The 14,423-nt window shown below is 48.5% G+C and carries 8 protein-coding genes; 4 read left to right on the top strand and 4 right to left on the bottom strand.

Going from position 1 to position 14,423, the window contains the following annotated elements; all coding sequences use genetic code 11:
• Positions 1-176 precede the first annotated feature (176 nt).
• The gene (locus RIF36_RS26125; protein ID WP_350073112.1) at positions 177-1,043 is read right to left on the bottom strand and encodes a helix-turn-helix domain-containing protein; all 867 of its coding nucleotides are present in this window, start codon (positions 1,041-1,043) and stop codon (positions 177-179) included.
• 128 nt (positions 1,044-1,171) lie between these two features.
• Here RIF36_RS26125 and RIF36_RS26120 point away from each other — a divergent pair, with 128 nt between their 5' ends.
• The gene (locus tag RIF36_RS26120) at positions 1,172-1,645 is read left to right on the top strand and encodes a hypothetical protein (protein WP_350127743.1); all 474 of its coding nucleotides are present in this window, start codon (positions 1,172-1,174) and stop codon (positions 1,643-1,645) included.
• A 151-nt stretch (positions 1,646-1,796) separates the two neighbouring features.
• Here RIF36_RS26120 and RIF36_RS26115 read toward each other — a convergent pair whose 3' ends face one another.
• A complete protein-coding gene (locus RIF36_RS26115) occupies positions 1,797-8,801 on the bottom strand; it encodes a lamin tail domain-containing protein (protein ID WP_350127740.1) in 7,005 nt (2,334 codons plus the stop codon).
• Between the two features lie 612 nt (positions 8,802-9,413).
• Here RIF36_RS26115 and RIF36_RS26110 point away from each other — a divergent pair.
• From RIF36_RS26110 to RIF36_RS26100, 3 genes are all read left to right on the top strand, one after another.
• Positions 9,414-10,571 carry a YncE family protein gene (locus tag RIF36_RS26110; RefSeq protein WP_350127737.1) on the top strand — a complete coding sequence of 386 codons (1,158 nt, stop codon included), beginning with the start codon at positions 9,414-9,416 and terminating at the stop codon, positions 10,569-10,571.
• Positions 10,572-11,183: 612 nt separating this feature from the next.
• Positions 11,184-11,648 carry a helix-turn-helix domain-containing protein gene (locus RIF36_RS26105; protein ID WP_350127734.1) on the top strand — a complete coding sequence of 155 codons (465 nt, stop codon included), beginning with the start codon at positions 11,184-11,186 and terminating at the stop codon, positions 11,646-11,648.
• Positions 11,635-12,213: a VapC50 family PIN domain-containing toxin gene (locus RIF36_RS26100; protein WP_350127731.1), complete on the top strand. Its 579-nt coding sequence runs from the start codon at positions 11,635-11,637 to the stop codon at positions 12,211-12,213. The genes RIF36_RS26105 and RIF36_RS26100 overlap by 14 nt, the downstream gene beginning before the upstream one ends.
• A gap of 282 nt (positions 12,214-12,495) precedes the next feature.
• On the opposite strand, the gene RIF36_RS26095 is transcribed toward RIF36_RS26100, so the two are convergent.
• Entirely contained in the window at positions 12,496-12,672 is a 177-nt protein-coding gene (locus RIF36_RS26095) for a hypothetical protein (protein WP_350127728.1), read from the bottom strand.
• Positions 12,673-13,278: 606 nt separating this feature from the next.
• Entirely contained in the window at positions 13,279-14,313 is a 1,035-nt protein-coding gene (locus RIF36_RS26090) for a hypothetical protein (RefSeq protein ID WP_350127725.1), read from the bottom strand.
• Positions 14,314-14,423 lie beyond the last annotated feature (110 nt).

The raw sequence follows: 14,423 nt of genomic DNA, 5'->3' as shown, positions 1-14,423 counted from the left end.
CTAAGTCTTAATCCATCGCAACAACAAGCACGGGAACTTTGAGGAGGCCTTCCAAAACGGAAGGCTTCCTTTTTTGCCGTAGCATCATTCATGTCCGAAAAAGAATAGCGTCGTGCCTTGGTAAGAGCAAAGGAAATTTATATTTCAAGGGCACACCATGATGGGTCGGCGGATGCTCAGCTTACCTCCAGCTTATACCCCTTCCCATGCACATTCGTGATTTTCACGTTATGATCGGCTTGCAGTTTTTTGCGGAGCTTTGACACAAACATATCGAGGCTGCGGCCTACAATAACGCCTTCATCTTCCCACACTTCTTTCATGAGTTTGTCCCTCTCCAGCACCATGTTGGGCTGTTTGGCGAAGAGTGTCAGAATCTTTGCCTCTTTTGCCGTAAGGTCGATGATCTCGTCTTTGTGCATCAGCACGCCGTTGCGCAGATCAAAGGCAAACTGCCCAATCGAAAGTGTGGCTGGTTGCTTTTGCTCATTGTTTGCAGCGGGAGCTTTTCTTAGGTAAATGAACCCGGCCAGGACGAGGCATGTGAGGGCCAGGCCACCCAGCTTCCATTTCCCACCAGCAAGGAGAATGGATCGTTCAAAGGTAATTTTGATCGCATAGCAACCCACCGGTTGGTCTCTGCCTTTACAAGGCACCAGGGTATTCTCCTCCGTACCGGCCTTTTGGTAACTGTACACAACCAAATTACCAGTACACTCCATCACGTTCACCACATAGGCGCTGGGTATAATTTTGGCATTAATGCCGGGAGCAAGTGCCTCGTGAATGACCTTTACCAGTGTGTCGGTGGTGAATGTCAGAGGGTTTTCGAACCGGATCAAGTAGATGTTATTATCAACTTTTGTTACCGGAAGTACTCTTGATGATGAATCTCCCGCCGCCAATAGCACTCTATAGCCTACGTTGCGCATGGCTATTTCCGTCTTTTCGCCAGCCAAGGGTGGCGAATCACTGCCGGTAAGAAGGAGAACTGCAGCCAGGAGGCCAATTGCCAAACATGTCCCTGCCAAGATGGTCTTCATAACCTAAAGGTACGGCTTTGCAAGGAGCTATGTTTAGCTTTTACAACTGTTTACACTCTTTTTACATTTGTTTTACTATTGACGGACAGGGTGATGCCTAGGTTTGGGGTAAACAAACAGACAACAAGATGCTGAAATTACTTCTAAGTGTCCTTTTGATGATGCAGGTCGGAGCCGTGCAGGCGCAGGCGGTCAACCCACTATTCTTGCTATCGAAAGAACAGCTAAAAGAAAGGCGGGATCAGATCATACAGGACAATGAGTTTGTGCGCAATGAGGTGGGCAGGCATACCAATATCCATGTGGACTGCTTGCTGCTCAATGGTGTGCCGTTTGATGTGGCGTTGCTTGATACGAAAAGTTGGGGGCTAATGTCGCTTGTGAGGGGAAAGCCGGGGAGCCCCGAGCAGGAACACATTCCATTCAGGGCTTATCTGAGAAGAGAGGACATTATCATTTACAATGCGTTCTTTCAGAACCCCGTGTATGAGGTGTCCGTTTCTAAGGTGCTTTCAGGTGCCAAGCCCGGCGACGTAATAATTGTGGAGCCAGTGAGGGACGAGGACTACAAGGCTAAAAGGGTGCTGAAGCTGATCGATTGAGAGGCTGGGTGTGAAGACACACCCACAAACACTTTGCCGTTCCCGGTAATGTCTTCATGGCGGAAGGCGAGGTTGAAGACACTCCCAAGAACCAAAGGTTCACAAACACGTAGCTGTTACGGTTGTGTCTTCATGCCGGAGGGTGAGCCGTTTAAAACCTGGCACCCACTGCTACGGTGGTGCGCACCACATCCTGCTGGCCAGAGGAGTTGAAGTACTCAACCTGTATGATGTAAACACCCACTCTTACCATTTCACCCATGTCGGTGGAGCCATCCCAGCGGAAGAAGCTGCCATCCGCCACGGTCTGACCCTGTGTAAGCGTTTTGATTTTTCTGCCCGCCATGTCGTAAATATAGACGCCAATACGGGTGTTGGTCAGGGAACTGCCGAAGGTGATTTCGGTGAAACCATTCAGAGCGTCGCCAGGGATAAAGGCCTGCGGCTCGGCGGATACTTTTCCGGTAGCGGGTTGCCCGGCCCTTTGGTTGGCATTGTTGTACCCTGGTGTCGCAAAACCCGTCGTCGATACGCCTGACTCCCAGTTCTCCGGGTCATTTGTTTCGAGCTCCACGGAAACTCTCTCCAGAGCCACTCCTTTAACATCCTCAAGAAAAGGTGAGTGGAGATCTTCATCGTAATTGAACCAGTCGAGTACCTGGCCATCGACATTTCTGATGATCACTCCGCCTTCCGTGTTGGGATAAGTGGGTAAGTCGGCCTCGAAAAACGTTTCCTCTTTTCCCGATGGGTAATCTGCCTTCAGGATCGTGGGCGATTCAGTCAGCACCAGAAAATCACCAGGCGCCAGCAGGTGATTTGATGTGGCAATGGTATTGAAATCATTGGGTTCTCCCGTAGCCGTTGTGATGTTGCCAACCTCCCAGCCTTTGATGTCGAGGTATTTATCAGACCTGTTGTACAGTTCCACAAAATCGACTCCACCGCTTCTGGGGTTGAATAGCACTTCATTGATCACCACATCCAGGCTGTCGGAAGGTGAGGGAAGAATAAAACTAGCCGACAATTGCTCTGTTGTGCTGATGTTTCCCAGGCAGTCAACCAGGCCCGAAAGAGAGACAGTATAGAATGTGCCTGGGCGGATACTTTCCTGATGCTGAATAGTAAAACTGTTGGTAAGGAAGTCCGCCTGAACAGTGAGATTTCCGAGCGAAGGCGTAATGCTTATCTCTAATTTATCAGAATCGATGATCACTTGCTCGCTGAGCCGTGCCAGCAGTGTGGAGTCAGTAACTGGAATAGCCTCCAGCAAGCTGGGCGGCATGCCATCGCCCAGGGTATTGTTCACCGAATTGATTTGACCAGGCGTTCCTCCGCTTTGGTTGGCCGAAGCAATCCAGTTTTCTTCTCCGGCGCAGGGCAGATTTACATCGATGATCTCCAGCGACCAGCCGCCATCCTTTTTGCTGTTGTTGGCAAAAAGGCCATCGTCATAGTGCATGCGATGAAGCAGGTGATCTCCGATAAAAAGGGAAATCTTATCGCCATCGTTTTTCAGCGAGGGTATTGAAGTGATCACAAGTGTGGCGCCGAATTCCTTTAACCGGGGCTGACTTCCTGAGCTACAGAGGATTAGAAAAGAGTTGGGGGCAATAGCGCCTTTGGGAAAAGCAGCTTGCTTCTCTCCTACAATCAGTCTCACTCCGTTGTAGCTGACCCATTCGCTGGTAGGATTAAAGATCTCGATATATTCAGCTTCTGGCAAGCCTTGTGTTGGGTCGGGGTCTGGCATGACTTCCGAAATGATAAGCTCACCAAAAATAGGAGGCCTGCCAACCCCTACTGTCATCTCAGCTACTTCCATTTCGTTGCCACTACAGTCCACAACTCCGGCGACGGTGACCAAGTACTCGGCACCTAAAGTGAGCGGCTGTTTAAGTTCCGCCAAAACGCTGGTTTGATTTTCTTCCAGTACGAAAGAGGAAACTTCCGGCCCTCCTTTAATATCTACTTTTAGCGCTGCCAGGCCGACCTCGCTTATCCATTCTGAGAATCCCAGGCTGAGTCTCGTGGGCTCCACAACGGCAACATCGATGAAAGCAGGCGCAATAGAATCGATTTCAGAAAATGCCAGTGAATTGGCAGAGCCTGGCGTACCGCCCAACTCGCTTTGAGATGCCGCCCAGCGATAATCTTCGCCGCAGGCCGACTCGCCCAAAATCCTTTCAAGTGACCAGCCACCTTCATCCTTTTGGGAGTCTTTGTACCAGGAGGTGGTATAAACTGCCTGGTCGATGACGTCGCCATAGTAATTTATCAGGCTAAGGGAATCCTTAGAGTTGGACAGCGCCGACCAGCCCGTGAGCCCCGCCACAGCGCCGAAGTCAGCAAGCGAGGCGGTGTCATTTGGAGAACACAGCATCAAATAACTCCCTGCTGGCAGCAAGCCCTCTCCCAGCGCAAAAGCCTTGTCGCTGTTGACGAACCCAAATGCAGAGAGCTCGAAATCAATACCGGAGTTGTTGAATAGCTCTACATATTCCACCTCAGGCAATCCGACGGAAGGGCTTGGGTCTGCCATGATTTCGGTGATCAGGACTTCTCCCGTCTTTGGAATGTTTGGCCTGGCGTAGGTAAATGAAAGGGTGTCGGCTTGTATGACATTGCCAGAAATGTCTTCGACGTTTTTCACTACCAATTGATAGGCTGTCTTGTCGACAAACTCATTTTTGAAAGATAGCGAAACCGAAAGTTGATCAGCTCCTGTGAACACTACCTCATTCGGTTGCGCCAGTCCGATGATGGAATAGTGATTTGGGCTAAGGGCTGTTGAACTGGAAACTTTTTCTGAGAACTCAACTATGACTTCCGAGAACAGTCGGGAGAAGGTGTTTGCAACAGTCGGCGGCTGTGCATCGATGGCAAACGAGATGGACTGGTCGGGAATTCTCCTGCTCCAAACATCGTACAGCTCGGAAAAAGTGAGCGTCAGGGTTTCGTTGAACGGAAGGTTCTCGTCAAAATAGATATTCACTTTTTCAGGCTCGTCGGCATCTGGCAAAATGAGTGAGGGGATGATTGCTCCTGGTTCAACAATCATGTTGGTGGCAATCGACAAGCTATCCTTGTTCACAGGCACTGAAAGCAAAAGGTCGGCCAGGGCAGGATGCTTAGAAGTAAGCTGCAAAACGCCGGAATGGTAGGTGAAGCTGATGGATTTTGATAGGCCGAGCGCAATACCGTCTGCGGATGCCAGGCCATTGAATGCGAAGGTGTACAGAGAATCTTCTTCGAATTTACCGGACACTTCCAGTTCTAACAGGTGCGCCTCGTTTCCTTTTTGCAGGGCCGCAATGCCGCTGCCGGCAACATTCGATAAAGTGAGATCACTGCCCAGCGCTTTGTTGAAGGAGACCAGCGCTTTGCTCGCCGAAATGGCCATTGCTTTTCCGGCCTGCAGGTCCTCGTTGTTAACGATGGTACTGATTTTCGTAGCCGTGTTGCCGTAAAAATCCGAGATGCCATCGATAGCTAGTGGAATGCTATTGACATCAGGAAGGGCCTCAACAAAGGTGAGCATAACCACATTTGAGTCTGGAAGTGTTCTTTTAGCTACAGATGGCTGCTCGTTGCCCAGAAGGTAATGGACAAGGGCTGATGCCTCGGCGGTAACTGGTTCGGAAAAGGAAATCTCGAGTGTCTTTGGTGAGGTAACGGTAACTGCATTTACTCGGGGAGGGAGGGTGTCGTAAACAAACGGTTTGGTTATCGCCTTGGTTATTTGATTTCCATAGAGGTCTTTCAAGTTGACCACCGCAAGCTCCTGCTCCATTTCTTGCGGGAAAGGTTCTCCGAACGAAAGCAAGACAGACTTTTTATCCATTTGCAAGGCAACAGAATCAGGATGACCATGTCCCTTCCATTCATAGTTGCCTGTGGCTTCTGCGTAGGGAGCTTGCAGGCGCTCATTCAGGTAGGCCAACAAGTGCTTGGCGTCCACTGCCGCAACAGAGTCTATGGTCGGCGGCTTCGTGTCGTGTCGAAAAGTATAGTCAGGAGTAATAAGTGTTTCTGCCTCCGAAGTCACCATCTTGGAGATTGACAGCACCAAATCTTTGTTCTCGGAAAAGTTGTCTTTGAAGATCAGTCGGGCAATGTTTTTGGCCACTGGAAGTACTTTCAACGGCTTTGCTTCTCCATTTACAGAGTAATTGTCGGCCGATGTCATTGACGTCTTGTCAGGCTCCATATTGAAACTGACGGACAGAAAGTTGGCCCCCTCCACCCATACCGAATCGATATTCTGCTGCACGGAAAAGACCAGGGTAACGGAAGATGTCATCTCATTCTCCAGTGTGTCTTTCAGGTTGCTCACCTCAATTTCATACGAGGCACCGAGAGCAAAAGGCTCTTCAAACTCTAGAAGGACTGACTGAGCGGACTCTGTCAGGAGATTGGCTTTCGTAGGAGCAATATTCAGGTCGACTATTTTGTAGTTCTCCTCTTTCTCAGCGTCTGTTTCTTTCAAAGGCTCATCGAACTGAAGCAGCAGACTACTGAACGAACGAAGCACCACCTGCTCCGGAACCGGTGGCTTCGTGTCGTAATAAAAGCCAATCGAACTACTGGCCATCGGGTTGCCTGCACAGTCGCTTAATCCGGCTAACTCAAGCGCATATTGGGCTTCCGAAACCAAAGGCGTGGTCAGTGTAATAGACAGGGTTTGGTCGTTAAAAAATGAAATGCCAGCGATCTCCTCTCCATCAAGGCTCGCAGTAATACCGGTGAGGTCGGTGTCCATTTTCTCATTGAAATGAATGGCGATGGTTTCTTCGTCTGCAATTTCGACCTCAGCAACAGTGGGCAGTGTGGTGTCAGGAGCATCGTCGAAGACCGAATTTTGTGTCCCTGGCGTGGCTCCTTTTTCGTCAATGGACGTGCGCCAGTTGGCGCTGCTTTCACAGGCTGGCTCGGGATTGATTTTTTCCAGCGACCAGCCGCCGTCCTTTTCGCTGTCGTCGTTCCAGCTGCTGCTAAAAGTCACTTCGTCAATCGTATTTGCAAGCTGGTCTTTCAGCGTAATAACCTCGCCGGTGTTAGTGAGGCTGTTCCAGCTAGTGATTGTTGTAGCATTACCCAAAGCCTCATAGCTGGTTAAATAAGTCGCCGGCACCAGCGCTACGTACGATCCCCCTGAGAGCAAATAGCTGCCGATTGTGCCGCCTGTCAGGTTGAAGCTATTTAGGTTGATAGAGTGGGGACTCGGATTGTAAATTTCCACAAACTCAGCGCCTGAGGCGGTGGGCAGCACTGGCGATTCCGGACTGATGCCTTTGGGGTTCGGGTCGGCGAAAATTTCAGTGATAATGAGTGCGCCAGCAGGAGTAGGTTTCGACACTGGTACCGCTTCGGCCAGGTTTTCGGCCAGGGCATTCGCAGACTGATTAGAGACCCCGTTGATGGTGATCTCATAAGTAAAATTAAAGAAGTCTTCAGAGAAGATGAGCTCAACAACTTTATCGTCTGCCTCAGAAACACTGGCTGTTTGCGGATTGCCAAAACCGTCATTCAGCGAGTAGTTGGAGGCGAGCCCGGCTGTGCCCGGATCAACTGCCTGATTGAAGGTCAGCTGCAAGGTATTTTCGCCAGTTACGCTCACCGCCGTAATCGTCAAAGGCAGGTAAGAAAAGGCAAGCACGCTAGGCTCTGGCGAAAGCCCTGTTGAGGCCAGATCTGTTAGGTTGCTGATGGAGATTTCGTAGCTATCATTGAGAAGACCTGTACCCAGCGTGAGTATCACTTCATTCGGCCCGGTGCCGATAGCTGCCGAGGAGGGCGCCCCGATGCTGTTGTTGATGCTGTAATTTTCAGGTGTTTCAGCAGGCCCAACTGCCACGGCTTTATTGAAGCGGATGATCAATTGGTTTTTTGACGCCACTTCCACCGATTCAGCAATGAGGGGAACGACAAAATCAAATTCGTAGGCTGCTCCCGGATCGATCTGGCTGTTGCCAGAAGCGTTGGGCAGGCCATTGGGCAAGGTCAGCTCGTAAGCTTGCTCGCCTAATTCAGTGCTAAGTGTGAGCAAAACTTCTTTTGTATTCGAAGGATTCAAAACAGCGCCGGTAGGTGTGCCGATGCCTCCGTTAATAGTGTAGTTCGACACGTTTTCGGCGGCCTCTTCATCGAGCTCGTCGTTGAAGATAAGCTTTAGTTCGGTGGAGGAGGGAGTGATGATGTCGGAGAGGGCGAGTTGGGTGTAGGAGAAGGCAATGGGTTCAACGGTTTCTTGAAGGGTTCCAGTTTGTTCTTTTATCAGATTTGACACGGTCAGCAAGTAATCGTCAGTTGTTAGGTCACTGACCGTTAGTTCGACCACAGAACTGTTGCCACCTGAGCGGGTTGCTGAATTTACTGTAACGCCGTTGTCGATTGTGTAGTTAGATGTTTCGCTACCTGTGGCTTCAGTCACTGCTTGATTGAAATGCACCTTGACGGTGTTTTTAGAAATAACTTCGACACTTTCTACGATTAGGTTAGCTGTGACGCTCAGAGAGCCGAAATAGTAGTTATTTTTGTTAGACGAAGTTTGATTTACCACAATTCCAAATTTTGATGCCGACGTAAATGTGTCGTCGAACACTGATGCTTCATCTTGGATAAAATTATTTTCCCCAGTAAGGTCGGCGGCTAATGTCCAGTTTCCAACGTCATCTCTCGTTACACGTATTCTGGCGTTTCCCCCGCTGGCCATTGCCCCATCAAAGGAGTGCATGATTCTAGATGTATTTGTGCCATTTTGCCTGTAAAGATCCACTCCGTCATTTGAACCACTTTCACCAATTCTTATGAAATAGCCATTTAAACCAGTTGTAAGATTCTCCTGATCGGCCACCAAGTAAATCCTCATGTTGTTGGTATTGCTTGGCGACACGGAAAGTTTTACGCTGAACTCCCAGGTTGTCCATTTGATAAACTGATTGGGTGTGCTGATGAAATAAGAGGTTTCAATGTCGGGCCCTTGACTTCGCAGTTTACTTTCACCAGCATTGAAAGTAAAATATTCAGTATTTCCCGACCAGGTTGGATTTGTAGTCAAATCCCCATCCGAAAAGTCATCGATTACCTGACAAAGAGAGGAAAATGAAATACAGGATGTAAGAAGAATGGAGCAACAGATAGCTCTGGTAATCATAATTGAAAAAAGGTAGGTTGGTTATTTAATATAAACAATCTATCATATTTCAATTAAAAATTAGCTGCCAGGGGCTATTTTTTTGATTGTCATTTTGTGTAGTAATGGACTTACTTTGACGGCTATCCCCTAAAGGGTGCAGTTGGACTAGCATTTTTTGAGTAAGCGTGGAAGCAATAGGAGATTTTTTTCTGTCGCTTGAAGCCAGGAAACTATTGGCGTGTTATAGACCAGGGGTAGGTTACGTGTGAAGACGCACAGACAAACAATTCATTTATTCGGTATGCGTTTTAGATGTCTGTACTCCGCCGGGCTCAAGCAAATACCTTTTCGATTAAGGTTTGCGTGAGGGATAGCAGCGGAAAGCCCGCAACCGCCTCTTTGCGGTGAGGACTTGCAGCGAATAGCCCGACCCCCGCCAAACCTTCCATGTTGCGTTCAGACGGGATATTGCTGGCGGGGGGCACGCCCAAACTGTCTCCCCGGTAATCCAGCTTTGCCATCAGCTAATCTATCGATCCATGTCGTTTATCGAAAACGGGGGCTGCCTTCGACCTGGAACCACTAGTTTTGTGGCAGGTTTAATGGTTTTTATTGTTTTCCGAAATGCTTATGAGAAATTTTGTCGTTGTATCCTTTGTTCTTTTGTTTACCATTTTCACCGGTTGCGATCAGGCTACTGACGATCAGGCAACGCCGGCCAGGGATGTGACGGTAGTAAATGACGAGCCGTCGCTGAACAGCAGGATGGTGAACCATCAGGATACCGTGTATACTACGCCGGAAAATGATGGTGGGCGAACGATTAGGCATTTCAGGCTTATTCTAAAGTCTACCCTTACGCCGCCAGTGGTTGACGAAAATACGCTTCAGGCATCGTCGCTTCAGAACCATCAGGGAGGTTATTTGGTGAGCTACAACTATCAGGGCGAAGAATATTATGGAGGCGTCGACTTTGTGGATGCCAACCTTAGGGTGACCAGCGAAATTTTGTACAACGATGCTGACATACATTCCCTTACCTCGCACGACAGGTATGTGTACCTGACGGGAGCTAAAAAAGGCGAAGAGCAGCCGGCTTACATAGAACGTGTGTTGCTTGATGGCGGCAAGTTTTCGATGGAGGACAACACTGTGGTGAGCCTTGGCAGCTATGCGGCCACGAGCGCCGTTCAGCACCAGGGCGATATATTCGTGACTACTGGCAGCGACGAGAGCAACGGAGGCGGGGTGTATAAGCTCGACCGTAATTTGACAATTGAAAGCTATACAGCTTTACATGATGCCCGCTGGATTTTCGGATCGGGCAACGAGGTGTACGTTGCCCAGGGAACGCCCGGAAATGTAACCGTATTTGATTCGAAGTCGATGGGTACAAACAGCAGTTTTTCGTTTGACGGAGCGAATGTGCCGGAGGCTAAAACAACGCTTGAGGTCGACAGCAAAAGGATATTTGTGGCGGCTGGTACTGAGGGGGTAAAGATTTTGGACATAAAGTCGGGTGAATTGCTTCACACGATCACTTTTGATGAAGGCGTTGTCACCAACGCTGTGTCGGCCGAGCATGGCTTTCTGTTTATTTCCAATGGCGAGGATGGGGCCTATGTAGCGGTATATGAAGAAGGTAATAACAAAGATGCACCCGAGGTGCTTGGCAAAATAGACCTTGGAGAAAATCAGTCGGTGAACCATGTACTGTTCCGAAACTACAGGCTTTGGATAGCAGCAGGCCTTGAAGGCGTTCACCAGGTAGACATTGAGATTTGGTAAGCCAACAGTTTTTTGTCTGACGAACCATTTTAGTGCCCACTCGGGCGACCCAGCTAAGAAGTCTCAATTTAAAGCCCCCTAGTGGGGCTTTTTTTGTGTATACCGCAGCCAATGGGGGTGCCGGGAGCAAATGTGCTGATACGAGCCGGGGATAAGATGCCTGTTGAGTGTGAAGACATACTCAGACATATTTGTTCGGCGTCAATTTGGAAATATAGCAGGGGCGATAAGCTACTCATAAGTAGCATATTTGACGAAGTTTGCCGCAGAGGAAATCCTCCTATGCCAAAGGCTTCGGCGGACAAAGACCTCATGCGCCAGAGGTTTCGGCGGGGCAACGGATGAACACAGGGCAAGAGTCCCGTAGGGACGGAACAGCGGTAAACCCTAAGAACCCAGGCCAAACTCCTGCGAGTGCCGTAGGTACGACATATACAATCCGAGCAGATCAGTGGCCGACCCTCAAGGCCTATTAAAGAGGTTACTCTGTCCTGAAGCACAGAGTAACCTCTTTAATCTCCGCAGGGTCAAGGTTCACGCCAATTATTCGCAATATGCAACCAACGTTTCGTTTATTTCGTTTATGTTTACAGCACTGAACCAACTAGCAATATGTCTGACACGCAACTAAATAGTCCCCCTACTCACCAGGAAAGGCAAATAGCGAATGAAGGATTTCAAAAGTTAATTGCGGCCATTGATGAAATCGATCATCCTGAGAATACGCCGGAGATTTCCATTCTGGAAACAGAAGAGCCGATTAAGATCCCATTGAAAGTGCTGAAGATGTTGGCTGAGATTCTAAGGAATTACCGGGATGGGAATGCAGTGTCCATTGTTCCCATGGGGGCTGCCTTTACGACGCAGAAAGCTGCCGAGTTTCTCAACTGCTCAAGGCCCCATGTAACTAAACTAATAGACCAGGGCAAACTGAAGGCAGAAATGGTTGGCCGCCACAGAAGAGTGCAATTTGAAGACCTTATCAAGTTCAAGAAGAATATGATTAAAGAGAGTAAGGAGGCTTTAATCGAGTTGATGAGAGATTCAGAGGAGTTGGGTTTGTATGAAGCTGATTAACAGTGCGCACTTTACGGCTGTGCTCGATGCCAATGTACTGTTTCCAGTAGTTATCCGTGACTATCTGATTTGGCTGTCCCTCTACGACTTATACACGCCAAAATGGAGTGGAAAGCTACTGGAAGAGTTTACTGACATTTTTCAAAAGAGAAATTTGAATTTATCGCCGGAGCAAATTAGTCGGCAGGTCAAACTGATTAATAAAGCCTGCCCTCATGCGCTTGTAGAAAAATACGAAGCCATTATCCCCTCGATAAAACTTCCTGATGAAAACGACCGTCACGTGGTAGCAGCAGCTATCAAATGCAATGCTAATGTGATTGTCACGTACAACGTGAAGGACTTCCCTAACGAATATTTGGAATCGGTGGGACTAGCTGCCGTTGATCCGGATACTTTCATTGCCGATATGATAGACCTATCTCCGGCGAGGTGCTATGAGGCTTTTCGGGAGATGGTGCTTACGAAGAATAAGCCTCCGTACGAGGAGCAGCAATACCTGGATATTTTGCGGCGGAATAGGCTGGTTCAGACAGCAGATGAGTTGGAAAAGCACCTCGCATAAGCTGGCAGAGAATTAGTTCGGTAACTCCTGATAGCCATGTTTCCACGAGTGGCAGAGATTACCGCAGAGAAATCCTCTTCCGCTAAAGGCTTCGGCGGACAAAGACCACCTGCGCCAAAGGCTTCGGCGGACAAAGGAGGGACACAGAGCAAGAGTCCCGTAGGGACGGAACAGCGGTAAGCCCTAAGAACCCAGGCCAAACTCCTGCGAGTGCCGTAGGTACGACATATAAAATCCGGGAAAGCGGGCCTGCCATCCGAAATGCAATTGCGAGCGTGGCCCTTAGTGATGTGCAGCCTGCCGATTGAGACGATTGGTTACCTCCACCCTCACCACACCAACGTCATCCCGGTTGCGATCCCGATAGCTATCGGGAGAGCGAGCCGACGTGGAACCCGACGCCGGAACGGGATCCCCCAGATGGTGGCAGGAAGAATGATAAGCTCGGCTGTAGGTCATGGGGATTTCTCACTTCGCCCCGATAGTCATCGGTGGCTACGTTTCGAAATGACGGCTGTTATGGAGGCTTCAGCAGTTCGGTAGCTTTGCTTAAACAACAATCCGATCACATCCGCCCTCACGACACCAACGTCATCCCGATTGCGAGGGACGAGCGAGGGATCCCCTTGCAGATGGCAGAAGATTTGATAAGCTCGACTGTCGAACGCTGGAAGTAAAGTGCCAGTGGAGAATGGCCCTACGGAACAACTATCAAAAAGCACGGCTAATAATACAAACAAAAGGCTTGTTTTCGCTGGTCTTTTGTGGGTTGCGCAATACCCACCCCCTCGGTTGCGCAACCTCGCCTACCTGGGTTGGGCAACCTGCACTGCCTGTATTGCGCAACCCTGACCCCCGAGGTTGGGCAACCTCACCCCCTGGTATTGCGCAACCCCGGCGCCGCACTTGCGCAATGGTGGCACCGCCCTTGGGCGACCGGCACCCTGAAGTTGCTCAGTACTGGTAGTTGGTATTGGGCGAGAGGGGTGGTGTAGGTTGGGCTGGGTGAACGCTTTTTAATCATTATAGGAGTTGGCTAGCACCAACAGAGGAGTTAAAACGATCCTATTTAATCAGTTCCCAAATCTTTTTTGCAAATTGAATTAAACTGTCCGACTCTCTTCTCTTGAACGCATTAATAAGATTTGATACATTAAATGCTTCCCCGAAGGTTCCTAATCTATGCACTTTGTTAGAATGGTAAACTCCAATCGCAAGATTCGGGAGGTCTATTTCCACAAAAGAAGCGATTATACGACCTTCAGAATCGGCTTTTAATTTAAGCCCTTTTATATCGATAATTGGTGCTGACCCAAGTTGGTTTGCTATTGAAACAATATCGACGACTTTCCGATCAAGTATTCTTGCAAGATTGAAATAAAGTGAGAGATATCTGATAATTCTTCTGAGTTGCATCTCGTCGGGGTCAGACTCTACAATATCGAAAGCCCACATCGTATTTACTGCGCTAAGGTGTAAAGCTTCAAAAAACTTCTGGGGGCTTTTTTCGGATGTCAAATTGTAATGAGAGGAAAAAGCGTATTCCCAAAACATTGCCCAAACATCAGCTTCATAGTCAGCACGCTCCAACACTTTTGGGAATCGGCCTATTCCTTCTGCAGTGTTTTCAGTAAGCTTTTGGAACGAGAAATGAAGAGCTTCATGAAATATAAACATGCGAAGAGCTCGCATTATTTGGTCTGTATCATCACCAAATTTTTTAATCATGGCCCCCAAAAAATAATCAGAAACTATCCATTTTCCATCCTTGTAAAACTGCGTTGAAAGTGCATCATCTTGATCTATAACATCACTTAGTAAGTATGTGCCGGATAAGTTCGGTAAATTTCTCCATGAAGATTCCGAGAAAACTGACTGCTTGAGTTTTGAATCTATCGTCTCATACCACAATAGGTTTTTATTGGCCAAGCTTTTTAGAAATGGTTTTACCTGTTGTTCGAAACACTTATTGAGTTCTATCCTAAGAGTTTTGGCCATTTGCTTCTCTTCGTCTGAAAGAACTAAATTTTCTCTCTTAAGGGATTGAACCACAAAACAAGGTTCATAACTGGATATTCCAGTTCGAAATAGGCCACCCATATCAGTTTATCTATGCCAATCATAACGGTTCAAAACGTGCCATTGGTTCGTTTCTGATTTCGTTTCGATTTAGGCCATTTCACTAGATTTGATCGTTACATATTTCGGTT

Source organism: Imperialibacter sp., from assembly GCF_040222815.1.
In the GTDB taxonomy this organism is placed as follows: domain Bacteria; phylum Bacteroidota; class Bacteroidia; order Cytophagales; family Cyclobacteriaceae; genus Imperialibacter.
Note: the sequence above shows the minus strand (reverse complement) of the source record. Positions and strands in the feature narration are given on the sequence as shown.